The organism is Baekduia sp. (assembly GCF_035685985.1).
Classification (GTDB): Bacteria; Actinomycetota; Thermoleophilia; order Solirubrobacterales; family Solirubrobacteraceae; genus Baekduia.
Window position 1 is genome coordinate 534526 of the sequence record NZ_DASRZV010000024.1, and the last position, 20713, is coordinate 555238.

18 protein-coding genes and 3 riboswitches are annotated in these 20713 nt (G+C 75.0%); of the genes, 8 read left to right on the forward strand and 10 right to left on the reverse strand.

Going from position 1 to position 20713, the window contains the following annotated elements:
- Positions 1-17: 17 nt before the first annotated feature.
- Positions 18-221, reverse strand: a riboswitch (cobalamin riboswitch).
- A 17-nt stretch (positions 222-238) separates the two neighbouring features.
- Positions 239-366: riboswitch (cobalamin riboswitch) on the forward strand.
- A 108-nt stretch (positions 367-474) separates the two neighbouring features.
- Positions 475-2076, forward strand: a complete 1602-nt coding sequence (locus VFG42_RS14870) for a hypothetical protein (protein WP_324909521.1) — start codon at positions 475-477, stop codon at positions 2074-2076.
- A gap of 57 nt (positions 2077-2133) precedes the next feature.
- Here VFG42_RS14870 and VFG42_RS14875 read toward each other — a convergent pair whose 3' ends face one another.
- A complete protein-coding gene (locus VFG42_RS14875; protein ID WP_324909522.1) occupies positions 2134-3537 on the reverse strand; it encodes a hypothetical protein in 1404 nt (467 codons plus the stop codon).
- Positions 3538-3888: 351 nt separating this feature from the next.
- Between VFG42_RS14875 and VFG42_RS14880 the strand changes: the two genes are divergently transcribed.
- The gene (locus tag VFG42_RS14880) at positions 3889-4524 is read left to right on the forward strand and encodes an HAD family acid phosphatase (RefSeq protein ID WP_324909523.1); all 636 of its coding nucleotides are present in this window, start codon (positions 3889-3891) and stop codon (positions 4522-4524) included.
- A gap of 59 nt (positions 4525-4583) precedes the next feature.
- Here the strand turns inward: VFG42_RS14880 and VFG42_RS14885 are convergent, their stop codons facing one another.
- The 3 genes from VFG42_RS14885 to VFG42_RS14895 form a co-directional block, all read right to left on the reverse strand.
- Positions 4584-5990, reverse strand: coding sequence for a prenyltransferase/squalene oxidase repeat-containing protein (locus VFG42_RS14885; RefSeq protein ID WP_324909524.1), 1407 nt, complete (start codon positions 5988-5990; stop codon positions 4584-4586).
- A 297-nt stretch (positions 5991-6287) separates the two neighbouring features.
- Entirely contained in the window at positions 6288-7040 is a 753-nt protein-coding gene (locus VFG42_RS14890; RefSeq protein ID WP_324909525.1) for a CbtA family protein, read from the reverse strand.
- Between the two features lie 18 nt (positions 7041-7058).
- Positions 7059-7283 carry a CbtB domain-containing protein gene (locus VFG42_RS14895; RefSeq protein ID WP_324909526.1) on the reverse strand — a complete coding sequence of 75 codons (225 nt, stop codon included), beginning with the start codon at positions 7281-7283 and terminating at the stop codon, positions 7059-7061.
- A gap of 39 nt (positions 7284-7322) precedes the next feature.
- A riboswitch (cobalamin riboswitch) is annotated at positions 7323-7438 on the reverse strand.
- Between the two features lie 18 nt (positions 7439-7456).
- On the opposite strand from VFG42_RS14895, the gene VFG42_RS14900 reads away from it, so the two are divergent.
- On the forward strand, positions 7457-8038 hold the full coding sequence (locus VFG42_RS14900; protein ID WP_324909527.1) for a pyridoxal 5'-phosphate synthase: 582 nt from the start codon (positions 7457-7459) through the stop codon (positions 8036-8038).
- Here VFG42_RS14900 and VFG42_RS14905 read toward each other — a convergent pair.
- Both VFG42_RS14905 and VFG42_RS14910 read right to left on the reverse strand, forming a co-directional pair.
- Positions 8035-8805, reverse strand: coding sequence for a class I SAM-dependent methyltransferase (locus tag VFG42_RS14905; RefSeq protein ID WP_324909528.1), 771 nt, complete (start codon positions 8803-8805; stop codon positions 8035-8037). The genes VFG42_RS14900 and VFG42_RS14905 overlap by 4 nt on opposite strands.
- A gap of 8 nt (positions 8806-8813) precedes the next feature.
- Positions 8814-9431, reverse strand: coding sequence for an FMN-binding negative transcriptional regulator (locus tag VFG42_RS14910; RefSeq protein ID WP_324909529.1), 618 nt, complete (start codon positions 9429-9431; stop codon positions 8814-8816).
- Between the two features lie 56 nt (positions 9432-9487).
- Here VFG42_RS14910 and VFG42_RS14915 point away from each other — a divergent pair, with 56 nt between their 5' ends.
- Positions 9488-10777 (forward strand): YibE/F family protein, encoded by a 1290-nt coding sequence (locus VFG42_RS14915; RefSeq protein WP_324909530.1) that lies wholly within the window; start codon positions 9488-9490, stop codon positions 10775-10777.
- A 21-nt stretch (positions 10778-10798) separates the two neighbouring features.
- On the opposite strand, the gene VFG42_RS14920 is transcribed toward VFG42_RS14915, so the two are convergent.
- From VFG42_RS14920 to VFG42_RS14930, 3 genes are read right to left on the reverse strand one after another with little or no spacing between them, the layout of a single operon-like run.
- Complete coding sequence (locus VFG42_RS14920; RefSeq protein ID WP_324909531.1) at positions 10799-11923, reverse strand: GTP-binding protein; 1125 nt, start codon at positions 11921-11923, stop codon at positions 10799-10801.
- A gap of 33 nt (positions 11924-11956) precedes the next feature.
- Entirely contained in the window at positions 11957-13390 is a 1434-nt protein-coding gene (locus VFG42_RS14925) for a pyridoxal phosphate-dependent decarboxylase family protein (RefSeq protein ID WP_324909532.1), read from the reverse strand.
- A gap of 49 nt (positions 13391-13439) precedes the next feature.
- Positions 13440-14444 (reverse strand): ABC transporter substrate-binding protein, encoded by a 1005-nt coding sequence (locus tag VFG42_RS14930; protein ID WP_324909533.1) that lies wholly within the window; start codon positions 14442-14444, stop codon positions 13440-13442.
- A gap of 48 nt (positions 14445-14492) precedes the next feature.
- Between VFG42_RS14930 and VFG42_RS14935 the strand changes: the two genes are divergently transcribed.
- The 4 genes from VFG42_RS14935 to VFG42_RS14950 all read left to right on the forward strand — a co-directional run bounded on the left by VFG42_RS14935 (position 14493) and on the right by VFG42_RS14950 (position 20272).
- The gene (locus tag VFG42_RS14935; protein WP_324909534.1) at positions 14493-15485 is read left to right on the forward strand and encodes an ABC transporter substrate-binding protein; all 993 of its coding nucleotides are present in this window, start codon (positions 14493-14495) and stop codon (positions 15483-15485) included.
- Complete coding sequence (locus VFG42_RS14940) at positions 15482-17128, forward strand: ABC transporter ATP-binding protein (RefSeq protein ID WP_324909535.1); 1647 nt, start codon at positions 15482-15484, stop codon at positions 17126-17128. Before VFG42_RS14935 ends, VFG42_RS14940 begins: the two co-directional genes overlap by 4 nt.
- Positions 17125-18882 carry an ABC transporter ATP-binding protein gene (locus tag VFG42_RS14945; protein ID WP_324909536.1) on the forward strand — a complete coding sequence of 586 codons (1758 nt, stop codon included), beginning with the start codon at positions 17125-17127 and terminating at the stop codon, positions 18880-18882. Before VFG42_RS14940 ends, VFG42_RS14945 begins: the two co-directional genes overlap by 4 nt.
- Positions 18883-18943: 61 nt before the next feature.
- Positions 18944-20272, forward strand: a complete 1329-nt coding sequence (locus tag VFG42_RS14950) for an NAD-dependent malic enzyme (RefSeq protein WP_324909537.1) — start codon at positions 18944-18946, stop codon at positions 20270-20272.
- A 9-nt stretch (positions 20273-20281) separates the two neighbouring features.
- On the opposite strand, the gene VFG42_RS14955 is transcribed toward VFG42_RS14950, so the two are convergent.
- Positions 20282-20602 (reverse strand): hypothetical protein, encoded by a 321-nt coding sequence (locus VFG42_RS14955; RefSeq protein ID WP_324909538.1) that lies wholly within the window; start codon positions 20600-20602, stop codon positions 20282-20284.
- Positions 20603-20713: the final 111 nt, after the last annotated feature.

Below are 20713 nucleotides of genomic sequence, written 5' to 3' on the forward strand. Positions count from 1 at the left end.
CGGCTCCACGAGGGCGAGCGACGTCTCGATCGCGGTCGGGTCTCCTGGCTTGCGAGCGTTCGGTCCGCGCCTTCCCAGGTCGCCGTGACCCAGTGGCTGCCGCGCTCGCGCGGCGTGCGGTGAACGTCCCTCGCTGACAGTGGCGGGCCCGCGTCGGATTCGCACCGACTTCCCCGTTCCGCGATCAGGTGGTTGGCTGTTGCGGCGGGAATGCTACATTGCCGCGCGCAAAGGACGCGGGGAACTCCGGTGGGAATCCGGGGCTGACGCGCAGCGGTGTGGGTGACGACGGAGCGTGCAGGTCCACTGAGCCGGCTCTCGGCCCGGGAAGGAAGCTCCTGAGGACGATCCCGAGCCCGAAGACCCGGCCGGCGCAGCCATGTCAACCGTCTTCGCGAACTGGACGGCCGCCGGCGAGCCGCGTCCCGTGGACCGTCTTGGTGGTCGCCCTGTCGAGACAGGAGCAACCCCATCATGAAATCCACTTCCGGCACGCGCCGGGTTCTGCGCGCGCTGCCGCTCGCGGCCGCGCTCACCGCCGCCGTCCTGCCCGCCGCGACCGCCTCGGCGGCCGCCGGGCCCAAGGTGCAGGTCCGCGTCGAGGATCTCTCGAGCACGCTGGCGTCGCCGTTCGTCAGCGCGGCGCAGCCCCTCCAGACCATCGCGCTCGGGACGGCCGACGACGCGCCGGTCGCCGTCCCCGGCGACGTCGACTGCACCCAGCGGGGCCTGGCCTACGGCTACGCGCCCGCCAACTCGGCCGCCGCCGCGCTGGAGCAGGCCGACCCCGACTGGGACGTCAGCTACTACACCTGGCCGGCGACGCTGACCTTCGACGGCGTGACGCACGACGTGCGGACGACCGACAGCACCAACAGCGTGGCCTGGCAGCTGTGGTTCGACCACACCGCGGTCTCCGACGGCACCACGATCCTGAGCGCCGGCCTGCTCTGCCAGCCGCTGGCCGACGGCGCCACGCTGACCCTCCAGGCGGCGACGCTCTACAGCGAGACCAACAGCTACCCCTTCAACCTCACGGCCCCGCTGGTCGCGCTGCAGAACGTGCCGACGACGGTGGCGCCCGCCACGCCGTTCACCGTCAAGGCCGTGGGTTACGCCTTCGCGGGCGGCACGCAGCAGCCCGGCGACGGCTACGTCGTGACGCCGGACGTCGGCGCTCCCGTGACCGCCGACGCGTCGGGCAACGCGACGCTGTCGTTCTCCACCGGCGGCTGGCACGCGATTCGCGCGCACGCCCCGGCCGACCCCGAGAGCAACCAGCCGCGTGCGCTGCCCCAGCGCGTCTGCGTCTACGCCGGCGCCGCCGGGTCGCCGTGCCCGGCCACGCTGTCGGCGCCCCCCGTCGGCCTCGGCACCCAGGCCCGTGAGACGATCGGCGCCCCGGGCGCGGTCGTGGTCACGCCGGCGCAGGGCACCGCGACGATCACCTCCGCCAAGCTCGTCGGCCCCGACGCCGACGACTTCCTGGTGTCCTCGGACGGCTGCACCGGCACGAAGGTCGACAGCGGCACCGGCGCCACGACGCCGAGCTGCACGGTGCGCGTGCGCTTCGCGCCGTCGGTGGCCGGCCCGCGCTCGGCGACGCTGCGGATCGCCTCCGACGCCGCCAACGCGACGCTCGACGTGCCGCTGACCGGCACGGGCGGCACGTCGCCGGCCGGCACGCCCGGCCCCGCGGGCGACAAGGGCGACACGGGCGACGCGGGCGCGCCCGGGGCGACCGGCGCCACGGGCGCGACCGGCGCGACCGGTCCGCAGGGCGTCGCCGGCCCGCAGGGCGCCGCGGGCCCGCAGGGCGCTCAGGGCAAGGCCGGCAAGAACGGCCGCGACGCGGTCTGCACGGTCAAGAAGGCCAAGGGCGCGCCGAAGGTCACCTGCAAGTTGGTGTCCTCGACGACCAAGACCACCAAGGCGACGCTGACCCGGCTCGGCAAGGTGTACGCCAAGGGCACGGTCGCCGGGCTGCGCGCGACGCGCAAGGTCCCGGCCGGCGCCTACACGCTGCGCTACCGCAGCCACGGCAAGGCGGTCGCCGTGCGCGTGCGCATCGGCTGAGCCACCGCGGGGGCGCGCCGGGCCACCAGGCCCGGCGCGCCGCGCCGCGTTCGGTGATCAGGTCCCGTACTTCAGCGAGACCGTGTCGCCGAGGTGGACCGTCGTGCCCGCGTCGGCGCCGATCGGCGAGCTGCCGTCGAGGCTCGACTTCCACGTCGACGCGCCCGCGTTGGACACGCCGTTGATGGTGGTGATCGTCCCGCTCGTGGGCGAGAAGCCCGAGACGCAGCCGCTCGGCGTCGCGCTCGTCGTGGCCGCGGTCAACACCGCGCCGAGCGTCGTGGTCCCGGTCGCCGAGAGGGCGACCGAGCAGACCTTCAGCGTGCCCGAGCCGTCGTCGACGACCAGCGCCAGCTTGCTCTGAGTGCCGGCGACAAACGTCGTGTCGCCGACGAACCGCGGCTCGCTCGTAGTGACGCTCGGCGCCGGCGGGGTCGCCGAGAACGCGCCGCCCGCCAGCGCGCGGAACGCGTCGAGCGAGGCGTAGGCGTTGGGCGTCGTGCCCGTCGTCCCGTAGCGGAAGCCGCCGCCGGAGACCTGCTGGCCCACCAGGAAGTCCACCGGCGTCGCGCCGGACGGCCCAGTGAAGTCCGAGCCCTGGGCGTCGAAGCCGCAGGCGTTGAGGCCCGACTGGGCCCAGCCGTTGGAGTCCGTGTTGGCGCCGAACGGGTAGTTGAAGGCGCCGGTCGTAGTGTTGTAAGTGGCCTTGAGGTAGTTCTTGCCCGCGACGACGGCCGCGTCGGTGTTCGCGACGCCCGCCTGGCACAGCGACGCCAGCGCCGCGCCCGTCATGTCGATGTCGCCGGCCGCAGTCAGGTTGGCGTGGTTGCCCTCGGCCTTGGAGAAGTCCCAGCCGCCGTTGAAGTGCTGGTTGGCCTTGACGACCGCGATCGTCTTGTCCAGCAGCGCCTGCGGCACGCGCCGGGCGCCCGAGGACGTAGTCGCCCCCGACAGCGCCAGCAGCCCGAAGACCGCGCCGTTGAAGAGGCTCGGGCTGCCGTAGTAGCCCGGGTTGGACGTCGACCAGGTCGAGACGACGTTGGCGATCAGGTTGCGAGTGGGCGAGACGCGCGCCGGGTCGATGCCGGCCGAGTAGCTGTTGAGCGTCGCCCGCTCGTAGTCGGTGGCCACCGGCGAGGCGCTGGGCCACGTCGGGTCCGCGAGCGCCAGGCGATACGTGCGCCGGGCGTTCCTGTTGGCGTCGCCAGTGGCCCAGATGTCGGCGGCGGCGACGTGGGCGGCGGCCAGGCCGCTGAACGCCCACTCGTTGGACAGGCCGGTCGACACGTAGTTGCCGGCGTCGTCCTGCAGGCTCTTGACGTAGGTGATCGCAGTGGCGACCGAGTGAGTCAGCGCCGGCTCGGAGGTGTGGGCCTGCGCGGCCGGGGCGAGCGCGGACGCGAAGGCGGCCGCGGCGAGGCAGGGCGCGGCGAACCGCCGCGCCCAATCGGTGCGAGACATCGTGATGGGGCTCCTTGTCGTGGAGGGCGCCGTCCCATCGGTGCGACGTCTCGCCTTGCGCTCAGCGACCCGCGGCAACGTTGGCGGCCGCCGTCCGGATACGCGAGAACAGGGTCCGTCGTGCTGCGTCGCCACGAAGGTGTTCGGGCTTGGACGGGCGCTGCCGTCCCCACCGTTGCGCGTCAGCTCCGGACTCCACCGGATTCCCCCTGCGCGGCGACGGCGGCACCGTAGCGCGCCGCCGCGCGCCCACCAACGGCGGGCGCGTGACGGAGCGGCAGGACGAGCCGGTTCGGCACGGCCCGACCGCGGGCCGGTCGCGGGGCGGGCGGATCGCTTAGCCTGCGAGCCATGTCCCGACTGTCGGCGCTCGCCGTCGTGCTCATCCTCGCCCTCGTGCCCGCCGCCGCGCAGGCCGCCACCACCCGCACCGCGTCCACGCCGCAGCAGCTGCGCGACGGCCACGCCGCCTATCAGCGCGCGATCGCCGCCGGCTACGCCAAGGCCACCAGGACGTTGGACGCGCAGCTCAAGAAGCACCCCAAGAAGCCGACCGTCGTGCTCGACGTCGACGAGACCACGATGTCGAACTACGGGTGCCTGAACGCCGTCGACTTCGACCTCATCGGCCTGGCCACCTGCGTGGTCAAGAGCGAGTCGGTCGCGTTCGGCGCCGCCAAGACGTTCATCAAGCACGCCCAGGCGCGCAAGGTGCGGATCGCCTTCATCTCCGGCGCCCCGGAGGCCGCGTGCGACCTGCGCCGCCAGAACCTCCGCGCCCAGGGCCTCAAGGCCTTCACGTTGACCTGCCGGCCGGCGAGCGACACGCGGGACTCGGTCGTCCCCTACAAGTCGGAGCAGCGCAAGCGGCTGGTCAAGGCGGGCGCCACGATCGTCCTCAACATCGGCGACCAGAAGTCCGACCTGGCCGGCGGCGCGGCGCGCAAGACCCAGCTCCTGCCCAACCCGATCTACACGATCACCTGACGCCGCCGCGCGCCCACCGTCGGTGGGCGCGCGGGTCGGCAGCGGATCCGCCGAGGCGGCTAGGACCCGTACGTCAGCGCGATCGTGTCGCCGACGCCGATCGTCGTCGTGGTCGCCGCCGCGGCGGCGGTGGCGCCGTCGACGCTGACCTTCCAGCTCGAGGTCCCGGCGTTGGCGACGCCGTTGACGGTGGTGATGGTCCCGCTGGCGGGCGAGAAGCCGGAGACGCAGCCGCTGGGCGTCGCGCTCGTCGTGGCCGCCGTCAGGACCGTGCCCAGCGTCGTCGTCGACGTCGTGGGCGAGACCGGCACCGCGCAGACCTTCAGCGTGCCGGACCCGTCGTCGACCACCAGCGCGAGCTTGCTCGTCGTGCCGGAGGCGAACGCGGTGCTGCCCACGAACCGGGGCTCGCCCGGGGTCGACGGCGTCGGGGGCGTGGCCGAGAACGCGCCGCCGGCCAGCGCGCGCAGCGCGTCGAGCGAGGCGTAGGCGTTGGGCGTCGTGCCCGTCGTGTAGCGGAACCCGCCGCCGCTGACCTGCTGGCCGACCAGGAAGTCGATCGGCGTCGCGCCCGAGGACGTCGTGAAGTCCGTGCCCTGGCTCGGGATGCCGCAGGCGTTGAGGCCCGAGACGGCCCAGCCGTTGGAGTCGGTGTTGGCGCCGAAGGACGAGTTGAACGCGCCGGTCGTCGCGACGAGCTTGCCCTTGAGGAAGCTCTTGGCGGCGACGATCGCGCTGTCGGTGCTCGGCACGCCCGCCTGGCACAGCGACGCCATCGCGGCGCCGGTCATGTCGATGTCGCTGACGGCCGCCAGCTGCGCCGGGACGCCCTCGGCCTTGGGGTAGTTCCAGCCGCCGTCGGTGTGCTGGTTGTTGCGGACGGTCTGGATCGACGTGTTCAACAACGCCTGCGGCACGCGCTGGGCGCCGGACGGGGTCTTGGCGGCGCTCAGCGCGAGCAGGCCGAAGACCGTGCCGTTGAACAGGCTCGGGCTGCCCCAGTACCCCGGCGACGCGGTCTGCCAGGCGGCGGCGATGTCGGCGATCAGGTTGCGGCCCGGCGACACGCGCGCGGGGTCGATCCCGGCGCTGTAGGCGTTGAGCGTCGCGCGCTCGTAGTCGGTGGCGACCGGCGACGCGCCGGGCCAGCCGGCGGCCGACAGGTCGCCGCGGTAGACCAGCCGCGCGTTGTAGGCGCTGGTGTTGTTCGGCGCGGCGGGCAGCACGTCGGCCGCGGCGGTGCCGGCGGCGGCCAGGCCGCTGAACGCCCACTCGTTGGAGAGGCCGGTGGTCACGAAGTGGCCGTTGGCGTCCTGCAGGCCCTTGACGTAGGTCACCGCGTTGGCGACCGAGGTGGCCAGGGCGGGCGGCGACGTCGTCGCCTGGGCCGAGGGGGCGAGGGCGGCGGCGAGCGCGGCCATCGCCGTGGGCACGGCCAGCAGCCGCGACCGGTGGGTGCGAGACATGTGTGAGGCTCCTTGTGGGAAGGACGCCGGACGCTCCGTCGCCACGATCTCGCCTTGCGCTCGGCGACCCGTGCCTCGGGTGGCGGCCGCCGTCCGATTCGCGAGACGGGGTCGTCTGATCTGCGTCGTCGCGAAGGCGTTCGGGCTCGGACGGGCGGTGCCGTCCCTACCGTTGCGCGTCAGCTCCGGACTCCACCGGATTCCCCTGCGCGGCGACGCACGGCAACCTACCTGATTCATCGAGATCCCACAACATTCGGAGATCTCACGCGATAGGTGCCGCGCGTCGCCCCGTGGTCAGGAGGCGGCGGGGGCGGCGGCCGGGGCCCGGCGCGCCGCCGGGCTCAGCAGGCGCTCGGCGGCCGCGCCGAAGCCGAGGCCGAGCACCAGCCAGATGGTGGCGTTGATGCCCAGCGACGCCAGGCGGAACCGGTACAGCACGTCGGCCGGGAAGCCCTGCGGCGTCTCGTGGACGACGGGCAGGATCAGCTGCGCGACGGCGATGACGACGACGAAGGCCACGAACGCGACGATCGCCGCGTTCCACGCGCCCAGCGCCGGCAGCAGCTGCCGGCGGATGCGCCCGGCGGCGATCGCGGCCGCCAGCGAGATCACGATCATCAGGAAGTAGAGGACCGTGCGGCGCCCGATCGTGTCGGGGTTGCCGACCGTCGGCGGGTTGGCCGGGTACTTGGTGAACGGGACGATCACGATCGTCAGGTAGGCGGCCAGCGCGAGCAGCGCGGACGTCGCCCGCGGGCCGAGCTTGCCGTTGCCGATGCGCCCGTAGGCCCAGGCGTAGGCCAGCGAGAACAGGCCGCCGAGCGCGACCCCCATCGCCAGCGTGCCGGTCAGCAGGCCCCAGGTGCGCTGGACGCCGCGGCTGACGATCTCGGCCTCGGCCGGGTCGTGGTGCATCTTGGCCAGGTAGTCCTCGAAGTCGATCGCGTGACCGACCTGCGGCTCGCCGAAGATCAGGGCGAACGCGAACGCCAGGACGCCGGCGACGGCGCCGACCAGCATCCCGCGGATGAGCAGGGAGCGAACCATGTCGATGGTCTCGGTCGCCTAGTGGCAGGGGAAGCCCAGCAGGTGCCGGGCGTCGTGGACCCACTCGTGGACGTCCATGCCGGCGATGACCGACGTCGCGCCCTCCTCGGCGCCCACGAAGTAGATGATGATCATGAGGATCAGCCCGCCGAACAGGACGAACGGCAGGAGATCGCGTGCCGAGGCGATCGGGACCGGCGCGGTCTCCGCGCCGGGGCGACGCTCGAGAGCGACGTCAGACATGTGGTGGTGGCTCCTTCTCGGGATCGTGCGTCCCGTGGATACGAAAGGTCCGGCGGGGTCGAGTGTCTGGCTTCCGGACCCGAAGGACCGGTCACAGTGGCGCGACCGCGCCGGACTTCAACCGGCTTCCTCGCACCCCACGCGGCGACAGATGTTACCGGTACGCTCCGCGGATGCCGGCGCATCCGCTGCGGGAACTGGAGGCGTGGATCGCCGCCGCGCGGGAGGCGGGCGTCGCGCATCCGGCCTCGGTCGCGTTCGTCACCGCCGACGCGGAGGGCCGGCCGTCGGCGCGGACGGTCACGCTCAAGCGCGTCGACAGCGAGTCCTTGGTCTTCACCTCGGCGCTGTGGACGCGCAAGGCGCGCGACGTCGCCGCCAACCCGCACGTCGCGCTGCTGTTCCACTGGCCGTCGCTGGGGCGCCAGGTCCACGTGACCGCGACCGCGCGGGTCGGGCCGCGCGCGCTGGCCGAGGAGCTGTTCGACGAGCGCGAGGAGCTGCACCGCTGGCAGGCGGTCGTCTCGCGCCAGGGCGAGCCGATCGAGGACCTGGAGCCGTTGCGGGACCGCCTCGCCCATCTCACGCGCGTCGCCGAGACGCCGCCGACCTGCCCGCCGGACTGGGGCGTGCTGGAGCTGGTGCCCAGCGCGGTGGAGCTGTGGGAGGAGGCGCCGGATCGCCTGCACGAGCGGCGGCTGTTCGTCCGCGAGGGCGACGCGGGCGGCTGGACCGAGCGGCTGCTGGCGCCTTAGCGCGCGACGATCAGCCGCACGGCGCCGACGCGCTCGGGCTGGTCGCGCAGGTGGCCGTGGCGCTCGTCCCAGCGGCCGGAGGCCAGGTCGTCGGCCAGCCGCGCGGCGCCGCGGGCGACCGCGTCGGGGTCGGTCAGCACGAAGCCCGACTGCGCCGCGCGGACGTCGTCCTGGAGGAATGCCTCGGGGCGGGCGTAGTAGGCCTCGCCGAAGCCGTCGGTGCAGTCGCGGGGGACCGGGACGGCGAGCACCTCGGCCGCGCCGCCGAGGACGTCGACGAGGTGGTCGATCGCCGGGAAGCGCCCGCGCTCGGTGGCGACGACCTCGGGGAAGTAGTCGTTCATCCAGAACGCCGGCAGCGCGTCGCCGTCGAAGGTCAGCAGGACGACCGGCCCGCGGCTCACGCGGCGCAGCTCGCGCAGCCCGGCCTCCAGGTCGCTCCACTGGTGGACGGTGATCATCGCCATCGCGGCGTCGAAGCTGTCGTCGTCGAACGGCAGGCGCTCGGCGGCGCCGTCGAGCGCCGGCGCGAGGTGCCGGGGCCGCTGCGCCCGCATCGCCGCCGACGGCTCGACCGCGACGACGTGGCGGTCGGGCGGCTCGTAGCTGCCCGCGCCCGCGCCGACGTTCAGCACCGTCCGCGCGTCGCCCAGCGCCTCGTGCACGAGCGCCGCGATCCGCGGGTCGGGCTGCCGGCGCAGCGCGTAGCCGCCGCCGTTGGCCTCGTAGTCGAAGTCTCCGGCCGGTGCCTCGCGCGCGTCGCCCATGCCGTCGATCAAAGCACACGCAGCGCGCGCTCCATGGCGTCCGCCAGCGCCGGGTTCTCGTACGGGCCGGGGCGGCGCAGCGCGGCGAGGACCTGCTGTCGGCTCTGCGGGTCCTTGTCCTGGCTCATCTTGACCTTGCAGAGGAAGCGGGCGATCGGGATCCGCAGGCCGACGGTCCCGGGCGCCAGCCGCTCGCCGACCTCGGGGTCGAGGTGGACCGGGTCGTCCACCTGGCGCTCGAAGCGCGCGGCCAGGCGCGTGAGCACGCGCAGGTTCTCCTCGGCGCCGAGGATCTCGGGCACGCCGTAGCAGTGCGCGACGCTGAAGTTCCACGTCGGCGCGCGCACGCCGAGCGGGCCGTACCAGCTCGGCGACACGTAGCCGTGCGGGCCGGCGACGATCAGCAGCGCCTCCCGGGTCCCGAGGCCGTGCAGCTCGTCGTCGGGCCGGCCGAGGTGGGTGACGACGGCCAGCACGTCCTCGTCGCGGTCGTCGAGCAGCACGGGCAGGTGCGACGCCACCAGCTCGCCGTCGTGCTCGCTGACCAGCGTCGCCCACGGGTGCTCGTCGATCAGCCGGCGGACGACGGCGGGGTCGGTGACCGAGTGATGGGGGTTGTGGCGCATCGCGCCAGTATCGCCGCGCACGCAGGGCCGGGGAAGCGCGGGGCGAACCCCGCAGCATGGCCACCGACGACGCCTACGACGAGCTGCTGGCCGAGTACGACCGCCGCGCCCGCGAGCGGCGCGAGCGCCGGGACGCGCGACAGCGGCGGCGCGGCCCGCGCCGCGCCCGGCGTCGTCGCCGCCCGATCCCGGTCGGGCGCGAGCTGCGCGCGCTGGCGGCCACGCGCGGCGGGCGCGTCCTGGTCGGCGCGGTCGGGACGGTCGCGGCGCTGACGCTGATCGGCCTGCTGGCGCTGTGGCCCTACGGCTGGCATCCGCACGGCGAGGGCGTCGGCGCGACGCTGCCCGCGCACGTCGAGCGGGTCGTCGACGGGCGCTGCCCGTCCTCGCCGGTGCCGCAGGACTGCCGGACGCTGACGGTCCGCACCGAGGGCCGCACGACCACGATCCCGCTCGGCCCGGTCACCGCCGCCGCCGCGGTGCGGGCGGGGGAGAGCGTGCGCGTCAGCAAGGTCGCGGGCACGTACTCCTTCGTCGACGTCGACCGCCACGGCGGCCTGCTGTGGATCGGCGCCGTGCTCGTCCTGCTGGCGTTGGCGCTGCTGCGCTGGCGCGGGCTGCTGGCGCTCGGCGGCGTCGCGCTGTCGCTGTTCATCGTGTTGGCCTTCCTGGTTCCCGCGATCCTCGACGGCCGCCCGGCGTTGTTGGTGGCCCTGGTCGCGTCGCTGGCCGTCATGTTCGTGACCTTGGTGCTGACCAACGGCCTCGGCGCCCAGACGCTGGCCGCCGCGCTGGGGATCTCGGTGACGCTCGCGCTGGCCTGCGGGCTGGCCGAGGCGGCGGTGACGCTCGCGCACCTGGACGGCAAGACCGACGACGTCACGCTCGCGCTCGGCGCCCAGAACGGCACGGTCTCGCTGACCGGCGTGGTCCTGGCCGCGATGCTCGTCGGCGCGCTCGGCGTGCTGGCCGACACCGCGGTCACGCAGGCCAGCGCGGTCATGGCGCTGCGCCGCGCCAACCCGACGCTCGGCGTCGCGCGCCTGTACCGCGAGGCGTTCGTCGTCGGCCGCGACCACCTCTCGGCGACGATCCACACCTTGGTGTTGGCCTACACCGGCGCGGCGCTGCCGTTGTTGTTGATCATGCGCCAGTCGCGCCTGCCGCTCTCCGACGCGCTCAACGCCCAGTCGATCGCCGAGCCGATCGCGGCCACCGCCGTCGGCTGCGTCGCGCTGATCGCCGCCGTCCCGCTGACCACCGGGCTGGCCGCCGCGCTCGTGGCGCGCATCCCGGCGGCCTCGGTGCCCGACGGCCACGGGCACGGCCACAGCCACGGGCACTGAGCGGACGGCCGCCGCGGCGGCTCAGGCCTCCCAGGCGGGCCACGGGTCGGCGAGGCCGGCCCCGTCGTCGGTCAGCTCGGCGTCGGTGAGCAGGCAGGCGTCGAGGGTCGCGCGCAGCGCGGGCTCGTCGAGGTCGATGCCGATGAAGACCAGCTCCTGACCGCGGTCCTCCTCCGTCACCCAGAACCCGGCGGGCCCGATGCTGAGCACGCCGCCCGCGGTCGACCAGCTGCCCGCCAGCGTGGGGCGGGTGGCCAGCCAGAAGAAGCCCTTGGCGCGGATGACGCCGGGCCAGGCGCCGTTGACGGCGGCCCACAGCCGCTCCGGGTGAAACGGGCGGCGGGCGCGGTAGGCGAAGCTGGAGATCCCGTACTCGTCGGTCTCCGGCGTCTCCTCGCCGCGCAGCACGGCGAGCCAGCCGGGCGCCTCGGCGGCGCGGTGAAAGTCGAAGCGGCCGGTGCCGAGCACCTCGTCCAGCGGCACGCGGCCGTGCCGCGCGCCGACGATCCGGGCGGCGGGGTTCAGCGAGCGCACGACGGCCTCGACGTGGCCGCGGCGGTCGGCGTCGACGCGGTCGAGCTTGTTGATGACGATGACGTCGGCGAACTCGACCTGGTCGACGAGCAGGTCGACCACGCTGCGCTCGTCGTCGGGTCCGAGCGCCTCCCCGCGCCGCGCGATCGCGTCGACCGAGCCGAGGTCGTCCAGGAACGCGCCCGCGTCGACCACGGTGACCATCGTGTCCAGCCGCGCGACGTCGCCGAGGCTGCGGCCGTCGTCGCCCGCGAAGGTGAAGGTCTCGGCGACCGGCAGCGGCTCGGAGATCCCGGTGGACTCGATCAGCAGGTAGTCGAAGCGCCCGGCCGCCGCCAGCCGGGCGACCTCGACCAGCAGGTCCTCGCGCAGCGTGCAGCAGATGCAGCCGTTGGACAGCTCGACCAGCTGGGCGTCCACGCGCGTCAGCGCGGCGGCGCCCGGGCCCTCGCGCACGAGCCGGGCGTCGACGTTGACCTCGCTCATGTCGTTGACGATCACCGCGACGCGCAGGCCGTCCTGGTTGGCGAGCACGTGGTTCAACATGGTGGTCTTGCCGGCGCCGAGGAAGCCGGAGAGGACGGTGACGGGCAGACGGGGGTCTTCGGGCATGGCCCGGCACCGTCACAAAGATGAGATCGAGTCTTATTTGAGCGGGGTCTCGGCCAGCTCCGCCCCGACCCGGCAGACCTCGTCGACCAGCGCCTGGACGTCGGCGTCGGTCGTCCGGAAGTTCACGAAGCACGGCCGGATCGCGACCGCGCCGTCGACCACGGCGGAGGCGACCCAGACGTGGCCGTCGCGCTGGAGGCGGCGGGCGAGGCGCGCGTTGTGGGCGTCGAGGTCGACGTCGGGGTCCTCGGGGACGTGCTGGAAGGGGAGGACCGAGAGCGCCGGCGGGCCGGTCATCGCGCGCAGGCGCGGGTGCGACTGGACCAGGTCGTACAACAGGCGCGCGTGCAGCAGGTTGCGCTCGATCGCGGTCCGGAAGCGCTCGGCGCCGTGGACGCGGAAGGCCAGCCACAGCTTCAGCGCGCGGAACGGGCGGGAGTACTCCAGCGTGCGGTCGACCGCGTTGGGCAGCTCGTCCTCGTCGGGCATGTAGGACTTGGCGTGGCCGAAGGTCTGCTCGAGGATGTCCGGGTCGCGGACCAGCACGGCGCCGCAGGCCTTGGGCAGGTACAGCCACTTGTGCGGGTCGACGGTCAGCGAGTCCGCGCGCTCCATCCCGCGGAAGCGCTCGCGCACCGAGGCGACCGCGGCGGCGGGCGCCCCGTAGGCGCCGTCGACGTGGAGCCAGACGCCCTCGCGCGCGCAGAGGTCGGCCAGCGCGTCGAGCGGGTCGATCGCGCCGGTCAGCGTCGTCCCCGCGGTGGCCACGACCGCCAGCGGCACGACGCCCTCGGCGCGGTCGGCCGCGATCGCGGCGGCCACGGCGTCGGGGTCGACGCCGCGGTCGGCGCGCAGCGGCAGCGCGCGCACGGCCCCGCTGCCGAGCCCGAGCAGCTCGGCGGCGCGCACGATCGACGCGTGCGCCTCGGCCGAGCAGTACAGCGCCAGCCGGCGGCCGCCCAGGCCCTCGACGCGCACGTCGGGCACGACGCGCCGGCGCGCGGCGGCCAGCGCGGTGACGTTGGAGATCGTGCCGCCGCTGGTGAAGTGCCCGTCGGCGGCCGGGTAGCCGAGGAACGTCGCCAGCCAGCCGATCGCCTGTGGCTCCAGGTCGGTCGCCGCCGCCGACCACGAGGCCAGGTTGATGTCGAACGACTCCGACAGCGCGTCGGCCAGCACGGCGGACTCCAGGCCCGACCCGCCGACGAACCCGAAGTAGCGCGGGCGCGACTGCGCGAGGCTGCGGTCGAGGACCGACATGGTGGCGTCGATCGCGCGCGGCAGCGGCGTGCCCTCCTCGGGCAGCGGCTCGGCCAGCAGCGCCCGCAGCGTCTCGTCGGGGACCGGCTCCTCGGCGCGCGGGCGCCGGAAGCCGTCCCACGCGGTCGCGAGCTCCTGGGTCAGCCGGCCGAGCGCGATCGCGTCGGCGCCGGCCAGGCCCAGCGGGGTCGGGGAGGCGTCGGACATGGGCCTGACGCTAGTCGAAGCGCCCGGCCCACCCGGTGCGGCGCGTCCGCTAGGCCCCGGCGCCCGGCCCCACGCCCGGCCTGGCCGTGGCGACGTGCTCGGCCAGCCCGGAGAGCAGCAGCGCGAAGTTGTCGTAGGTGTAGGCGTACCAGGACGGCAGCGCGGGCTTCCAGACCTGGCCGGCGGCCACGGCGGGCGCGGCCTTCCAGATCCTCTGCGTCGGCAGCGGGTCCGGGACGGCCCAGACGAGCAGGTCGGCCGGGATGTCGCCGACGCGCTCCCAGCTGATCCGCCGGCTGTAGAGGTTGTCCGCGCCGGACGGGACGCGCACGAGGTTGACGCCGAGCGCCGCCACCGTCTTGAGGACCGCCCACGTGCGCGGGTTCATGACGCCGACGCCGTCGGCGCCCATGCCGAACACGAAGCCGACGCGCAGCTCGGGGTTGCCCCGCGTCGCGCGGCGCAGCGCGTCGGCCGCGGCGGCGTAGCGGGCCTTGGCCGCGCCGTCGGCGAGCTCGGCGCCCAGCGCGGTGGTGAGGTGGTCGGCGGTGGCGACGATCTGCTCGACCGGCCGGTAGACGTCGAGGCCGACCGCGGGCGCCAGGTCCGCGAGCTTCGGGGTCGTGCTGATCGCCTGCAGCTTCCCGTCGGCCTGGACGGCGTCGATCAGCAGGTCGGGCCGCAGCGCGGCCAGGGCCTCGGGGTCGATCTCGCCGTCCTTGTCGGAGATCTTGCGCGCGCGGGCGAAGTCGACGTGCGCGGCCGTCGTGATGCCCGTGCCGTTGTCGGCGCCGCCGACCGGGCGCAGGCCCGCCGCCCACAGCGCGGCCGTGGTCGTGTCGGTGAGGCAGACGACGCGCGTCGGACGCCGGTCCAGGCGCACGCGCTTGTGGCGGTCGTCGACGAACGTCCACGGCGCGTCGGGGTCGGCGGCGCCGGCGTTCTTGTTGTCGTCATCGCTCCCGCACGCCGCGAGACCGAGGCCGAGCCCGGCGGCGAACGTGGTGCCGAGGAAGCGCCGGCGGGTGGCGGGACGGGCGGAGGCCGAATGCATTAGGGGAACCTAACACCGAGGCGCGTCTCGTTGTAGGGTGCCCTAACCATGTCTGCCGCCACGTTGCCGCCCGTCGTCGCCGAACTCACCCGCCGCCGCTTCCTCGGCGGCGCGGCCGCCGCGGGGCTCAGCCTCGGCCTGGCCGCGTGTGGCGGCGCCGACGACGACACCAAGGCGGCGGCCGCCGACGCCACGCGCACGGTCGCCACGCCCAAGGGGCGCGTCGAGGTGCCCGCGCGGCCGTCGCGCGTGGTGGCGATCAACGACTATGCCTTGTACACGATGCTCGACCTCGGCCTGGACCCGATCGGCATCTACTCGGCGGGTGAGCAGTACGTGCCGCCGACCTACCTGGACCGCTGGCGCGGGCTGCCGGTGATCAACGACGAGAAGGTCGCCGGCGAGCTGAGCGTCGAGAAGATCCTCGCGCTGAAGCCCGACCTCATCATCGGCATCGACGCCCAGAAGGCGCCCTACGGGCAGCTGAGCAAGATCGCGCCGACGGTCCTGCTGCCGTTCACCGCGTCCAACGGCGCCTGGCGCCCGATGGCCAAGGGCACGGCCGAGGCGCTGGGCCGCACCGAGGACCTGCGCGCGCTCGACGCCAAGCTCGTCCAGCGCGCGGCCAAGGTGAAGGCCGACCACGCCGACGCGCTGGCACGGTGGCGCTTCGACCTGCTGCAGGGCGGCTTCGACAACGGCCAGTTCTGGACCTACGGCGCGAAGTCCAACATCGGCGACGTGCTCGGGATGACCGGCATGGCGCTGGCCCGGGCGTCGGCGGCGGCCTCCGAGCAGCAGACCGTCTCCTATGAGAACCTCGACCGCCTCGCCGACGCCGACGTGGTCTTCTACTACACCAACAACGACGGCACGCCCGCCAACCTGGGGCCGAAGCTGTTCGCGCAGAAGGGCTTCAAGCTGCTGGAGGCCGTCAAGGCCAAGCGGTTGATCGGCAGCGTCAACTTCCTGCTGGTCAGCTACGGGACCGCGACGGCCGCGCTGGACGACCTCGATCGCGGTCTGACGCGGATCGCGTGACGGAGGCCCTGGCGCTGCCCCGGACGCTGCGCGCGCACCGGCGCGCGACCGCGATCTCGGCGCTCGGGGGCATCGTCCACCAGGCCTGCGAGATCCTCGTGCCGGCGGTCGTCGGCGCGGCGGTCGACCAGGCGATCGCGCCGTCCGACGACGGCGCCCTGCTGCTGTGGCTCGGGCTGCTGGCCGCGTTGTTCATCGTGTTGAACGGCGCCTACCGCACCCAGTACGTCGTCGGGCGCCGCGCCACGCTGCGGGCCGAGCACGACCTGCGCCTGGCGCTGTCGGCGCGCGTGCTGGCGCCCGAAGGGCTGGCGGCGGTGGAGGGCGTGGGCACCGGCGGCGGCGCGCTGACGAACGTCGCCGGCACCGACGCGCTGCGCGCCGCGCAGGCGATCCCGGCGATCGCGATCCTCGCCGGCGCGATCTCGGCGCTGGTCGTCGCCGCCGTCGTCCTGCTGGCCGGCGTCTCGGTCGTGCTCGGGCTGGTGATCCTGCTCGGCGCGCCGCCGGTCGCCTGGCTGCTGCACCGCGCCGCGATCCCGCTGCAGCGCCGCAGCGCGGCCGAGCAGGCGCGCGGCGCCGAGGCCGCGCACCTGGCCACCGACCTCGTGCGCGGGCTGCGCGGCCTGCGCGGCCTGGGGATGGAGCGGGCGGCGGCGCGACGCTACCGGCGGGTGAGCGCGGCGTCGCTGGACGCGACGGTCGGCGCGGCGCGCGCGGAGGGCAACCTGGAGGCCGTCAACGAGCTCGTCGGCGGCCTGTTCCTCGCGCTGGTCGCGTTCGTCGGCGCGCGCCTGGCGGTCGACGGGCACATCTCGATCGGGCAGCTCGTGGCCGCGGTCGGGATGGCGCAGTTCCTGGTCGGGCCGCTGGAGCGGTTGGCCTACGCCAACGGGATGCTCGCGCGGGCGCGCGCGTCGGCGGCGCGGGTCGACGCGGTGCTCGCGGCGGCGCCGGCGGTCGCCGGGGGCGCGGCGACCGCGCGCGGCGCGGGCGCGCTGCGCGTGAGCGGGCCGATCGCGTTGGACGTCGCGCCCGGCGCGCACGTCGGCGTCGTCGCCGCGCCGGCCGCGGCGGGCGCGTTGTTGGACATCCTGGCGCGCCGCGCGCCGGTGCCGGCGGGTGCGACGGTCGCGCTGGACGGCGTCGCGCTGGGCGACCTGGTGCTCGACGACGCCGACCGGCCGCTGCTGGTCGCCGACCACGACGCCGAGCTGTTCGAGGGCTCGGTGGCCGACAACCTCGGCGCGGCGTCGGACGCCGTGCTGGCCGCCGCCGGCGCCGACCAGGTGCTCGACGCGCTGGCCGACGGCGCGGACAGCGACGTCGGCGAGCGCGGGCGGCGGCTGTCGGGCGGCCAGCGCCAGCGGCTCGCGCTGGCCCGCGCGCTGGCGATCGACCCCATCGTGTTGGTCCTGCACGACCCGACGACGGCGGTCGACGCGGCGACCGAGGCGCGGATCGGCGAGGGCCTGGCGCGCGTGCGCGAGGGCCGGACCACGGTGATGGTCTGCAGCAGCCCGGCGCTGCTGGCGCGCTGCGACGCGGTCGTGCTCGTCGGCGACGGCGGGGCGGTCCTGGCGCGCGGGACCCACGCCGAGCTGCTGGCCGACCCGCGCTACCGCGAGGCGGTGCTGGGATGAGCGGCCGCGCGCTGCTGCCGGTCGCGTCGGGACGCGAGGCCTTCGCGCTGCTGCGGGCGCTGCTGGGCGACGTGCGCCGCCCGGCGCTCGTCGGCGTGCTGGCCCTGCTGGGCGCGACGATCGCCGGGCTGGCGGTGCCGGCGCTGCTCGGCGTCCTCGTCGACGTCGTCGTGGACGGCACGGGCGCCGGCGCGGTGACCGCCCCGGTGCTCGGCCTGGTCGCCGCCGCGATCGCGCAGGCGCTGCTGACCGCCGTCGGCGCGCGGCAGACCGCGGTGGCGGGCGAGACCGTGCTGGCGCGGCTGCGCGAGCGCGTCGTGGACCGCGCGCTGGCGCTGCCCGAGGCGCGCGTCGAGGCCGCGGGCGTCGGCGACCTCGTCAGCCGCGTCGGCAACGACGTCGAGACCGTGTCGGGCGGCATCCGCGACGTCCTGCCGTCGCTCATCCGCGCGGGGTTGTTGGTGGTCTTGACGGTCGTCGGCCTGGCCGCCCTGGACTGGCGCTTGGCGCTGGCGGCGTGCGCGGCGCTGCCGCTGGAGGCCGTCGGCGTCCACGGGTACCTGCGGCGCGTCGTGCCGCTCTACGCGCGCGTGCGCGTCGCCGAGGGCGAGCGGACCCAGCGGCTGGTCGGCGCGCTCGGCGCGGCGCGGACGGTCCGCGCGCTCGGGCTGCGCGAGCCGCGGATGGCCGAGGTCGACGCGGCGTCGCGCGCGGTCGCCGACCTGGCGCTGGAGGCGTCGCGGCGGCAGGCCTACCGGCTCTGGACGGCGGTCAACGGCGCCGAGCTGGTGGGCCTGTCGGCGGTGCTGGTCGTCGGCTTCCTGCTCGTGCGCTCCGGCGACGTGACGGTCGGCGCGGCGACCGCGGCGGCCCTGTACTTCCACCGCGCCTTCGACCCGGTGGCCGAGTTGTTGCTGTTGGTCGACCAGGTCCAGCAGGCGGCCACCGCGCTGACGCGGCTGGCCGGCGTGGCGCGGCTGCCCGCGCCCGCGGCGCCGCGCGCCGACGGCCGCGGCGACGGCTCGGTGGTCATCGCCGGCGTCGGCCACGAGCACGTCCCGGGCCGCGCGGTGCTGGCCGACGTGGCGCTCGACGTCGCGCCGGGCGAGCGCGTGGCGGTGGTGGGGGAGAGCGGTGCGGGCAAGACGACGCTGGCGCGGATCGTCGCCGGCTCGCTGACCCCGACGCGCGGCGACGTCGTCCTCGGCGGCGTGCCGGTCGCCGCGGCGCGCCGGGGCAAGGACATGGCCTTGGTCACCCAGGAGGTCCACGTCTTCGCCGGCCCGCTGGCCGCCGACCTGCGGCTGGCCGCGCCCGAGGCCACCGAGCAGGAGCTTCACGACGCGCTGGCGCTCGTCGGCGCCGACGGCTGGGCCTCCGCGCTGCCCGACGGGCTGGAGACCGTCGTCGGCGACGGCGGCCACGCGCTGACCGCGCTGCAGGCCCAGCAGCTCGCGCTCGCGCGGCTGGTGCTGCGCGGCGCGCCGGTCGTCGTGCTCGACGAGGCGACCGCCGAGGCCGGCAGCGCCGGCGCCCGCGTCCTGGAGCGCGCGGCGCGGGCCGTGCTGGACGGGCGCACCGCGCTGGTCGTCGCGCACCGCCTCACGCAGGCGCGCACCGCCGACCGCATCGTCGTCCTGGACGCCGGGCGCGTCGTGGAGGTCGGCGACCACGACGCGCTGCTGGCCGCCGACGGGCGCTACGCCGCGCTGTGGTCGGCGTGGAGCGCGCCGCGCGACGAGCTCAGGCGCTGACCGCGGCGACGCGCCGTCCGCCGGCGCGCGCGCCGATCACCTACGTTGTTAGGCCATGGCCATGGATTGCACGTACCGGCTGCGGATCCCGCACGTGGCCGGCCAGCTGGCGAAGGTCGCGGGCCGGATCGCCGAGCACGGTGGGTTGATCGGGGACGTCAAGACGATCTCGGTCGCCAAGCACGAGGCGTTGCGGGAGATCACGGTCGAGGTGGTCGACAAGGACCACGCCGACCGGCTCGCCGCGGGGCTGAACGACCTGGAGGGCGTGACCGTCGCGTGGTTCCACGACCGGGCGTTCATCGCCCACGACGGCGGCAAGCTGGAGGTCGTCGCGCGGCGCCCGATCGAGACCAACCAGGACGTGCGCGACGTCTACACGCCGGGCGTGGCCCGCGTGTGCGAGGCGATCGCCGAGTTCCCGCAGCTCGCCGGGCGCTTCACGTCGCTGGGCCGCAGCGTCGCGATCTGCACCAACGGCACGCGCGTGCTCGGCCTCGGCGACATCGGCCCGGTGGCCAGCCTGCCGGTGATGGAGGGCAAGGCCTTGTTCTACGCCCAGCTCGTCGGGATCAGCGCGGTCCCGATCCTGATCGACACCAAGGACGTCGACGAGTTCGTCGAGACCGTCGTGCGGATCGCGCCCGGCTTCGGCGGCATCCACCTGGAGGACATCGCCGCGCCCGGCTGCTTCGAGATCGAGCGCCGGCTGATCGACGCGCTGCCCCAGCCGGTGATGCACGACGACGTCCACGGCACCGCGGTCGTCACGTTCGCCGCGGCGATCGCCGCCTGCCGCCAGGTCGACATGCGCCTCGACGAGGCCGTCGTCGGCCAGATCGGCCTCGGCGCCGCCGGCTTCGGCATCGCCTCGCTGATCCACGACGCGGGCGTCAAGCGCGTGATCGCCACCGACCCCAACCCGATCGCCCAGGAGCAGGCGCTCGCCGCCGGCATCGAGATCGGGACGCTCGCGGACGTGATGGCGCAGGCCGACGTCGTCGTCGCGACCTCCGGTCGCCCCGGCCTCATCGCCCCCGACACGATCCGTCCCGGCCAGGTCATCCTCGCGCTGACCAACCCCGTGCCCGAGATCGAGCCCGACGCCGCGCTGGCCGCGGGCGCGGCGTTCGCCGCCGACGGCACGTCGGTCAACAACGTCCTCGGCTACCCCGGCATCTTCGCCGGCGCGCTGCAGGCCGGCGCCACGCGGATCAACCTGGAGATGAAGCGCGCGGCCGCGTGGGCGCTGGCCGGGCTGACCGTCGAGTCCGAGCTGGTGCCCGACGTCCTGGACCGCGAGGTGCACGAGTCGGTCGCCCAGGCCGTCCGCCAGGCCGCGGTCGACTCCGGCGCGGCCGACGCCGCGCCGATCTCCGCGCTGCTCTGAGCCTTCGGCTCAGCCGAAGATCGCCTCGATGATCGACGTGCGCCGCCGCGCGAACTGCGTGGCGACCTCGTCGATCGCCGGCGCCCAGGGCCCGTCGGCGACGAAGGTGTAGGCGTCGGTCTGCGTCGCGGCCACGCCGAGCGTCGCCAGCTCCGCGAGCCGCCCGCCGATCCACTCCGCGGGCGCGCGCAGCTCGCTCGCCGCGTCGGCGGCCGTCCACGCGCGCGCGGGATCGCGCGCGAGCAGCAGCACGAGCTCGAGTTGCAGGACGGAGCCGACGTGCTCGGCGAGGAAGCGCCGGGCGTCGGCAGAGAGACGGCGGGACGACATCGGGTGGGACGGAGCTAGGTCCTCTAACCCACCGGCGGGCCAGAGCATCGCCGGGTGTCATGCGGATGACACCGGGTGGGGCGCCCGCGCCCGGACGGACATCCACGCAAC

What these genes read in the sequence shown, in the direction of transcription:
- VFG42_RS14870 (WP_324909521.1), top strand. Translation starts at nt 475, where the DNA reads ATGAAATCCACTTCCGGCACGCGCCGGGTTCTGCGCGCGCTGCCGCTC.
- VFG42_RS14875 (WP_324909522.1), bottom strand. Translation starts at nt 3,537, where the DNA reads ATGTCTCGCACCGATTGGGCGCGGCGGTTCGCCGCGCCCTGCCTCGCC.
- VFG42_RS14880 (WP_324909523.1), top strand. Translation starts at nt 3,889, where the DNA reads ATGTCCCGACTGTCGGCGCTCGCCGTCGTGCTCATCCTCGCCCTCGTG.
- VFG42_RS14885 (WP_324909524.1), bottom strand. Translation starts at nt 5,990, where the DNA reads ATGTCTCGCACCCACCGGTCGCGGCTGCTGGCCGTGCCCACGGCGATG.
- VFG42_RS14890 (WP_324909525.1), bottom strand. Translation starts at nt 7,040, where the DNA reads ATGGTTCGCTCCCTGCTCATCCGCGGGATGCTGGTCGGCGCCGTCGCC.
- VFG42_RS14895 (WP_324909526.1), bottom strand. Translation starts at nt 7,283, where the DNA reads ATGTCTGACGTCGCTCTCGAGCGTCGCCCCGGCGCGGAGACCGCGCCG.
- VFG42_RS14900 (WP_324909527.1), top strand. Translation starts at nt 7,457, where the DNA reads ATGCCGGCGCATCCGCTGCGGGAACTGGAGGCGTGGATCGCCGCCGCG.
- VFG42_RS14905 (WP_324909528.1), bottom strand. Translation starts at nt 8,805, where the DNA reads ATGGGCGACGCGCGCGAGGCACCGGCCGGAGACTTCGACTACGAGGCC.
- VFG42_RS14910 (WP_324909529.1), bottom strand. Translation starts at nt 9,431, where the DNA reads ATGCGCCACAACCCCCATCACTCGGTCACCGACCCCGCCGTCGTCCGC.
- VFG42_RS14915 (WP_324909530.1), top strand. Translation starts at nt 9,488, where the DNA reads ATGGCCACCGACGACGCCTACGACGAGCTGCTGGCCGAGTACGACCGC.
- VFG42_RS14920 (WP_324909531.1), bottom strand. Translation starts at nt 11,923, where the DNA reads ATGCCCGAAGACCCCCGTCTGCCCGTCACCGTCCTCTCCGGCTTCCTC.
- VFG42_RS14925 (WP_324909532.1), bottom strand. Translation starts at nt 13,390, where the DNA reads ATGTCCGACGCCTCCCCGACCCCGCTGGGCCTGGCCGGCGCCGACGCG.
- VFG42_RS14930 (WP_324909533.1), bottom strand. Translation starts at nt 14,444, where the DNA reads ATGCATTCGGCCTCCGCCCGTCCCGCCACCCGCCGGCGCTTCCTCGGC.
- VFG42_RS14935 (WP_324909534.1), top strand. Translation starts at nt 14,493, where the DNA reads ATGTCTGCCGCCACGTTGCCGCCCGTCGTCGCCGAACTCACCCGCCGC.
- VFG42_RS14945 (WP_324909536.1), top strand. Translation starts at nt 17,125, where the DNA reads ATGAGCGGCCGCGCGCTGCTGCCGGTCGCGTCGGGACGCGAGGCCTTC.
- VFG42_RS14950 (WP_324909537.1), top strand. Translation starts at nt 18,944, where the DNA reads ATGGATTGCACGTACCGGCTGCGGATCCCGCACGTGGCCGGCCAGCTG.
- VFG42_RS14955 (WP_324909538.1), bottom strand. Translation starts at nt 20,602, where the DNA reads ATGTCGTCCCGCCGTCTCTCTGCCGACGCCCGGCGCTTCCTCGCCGAG.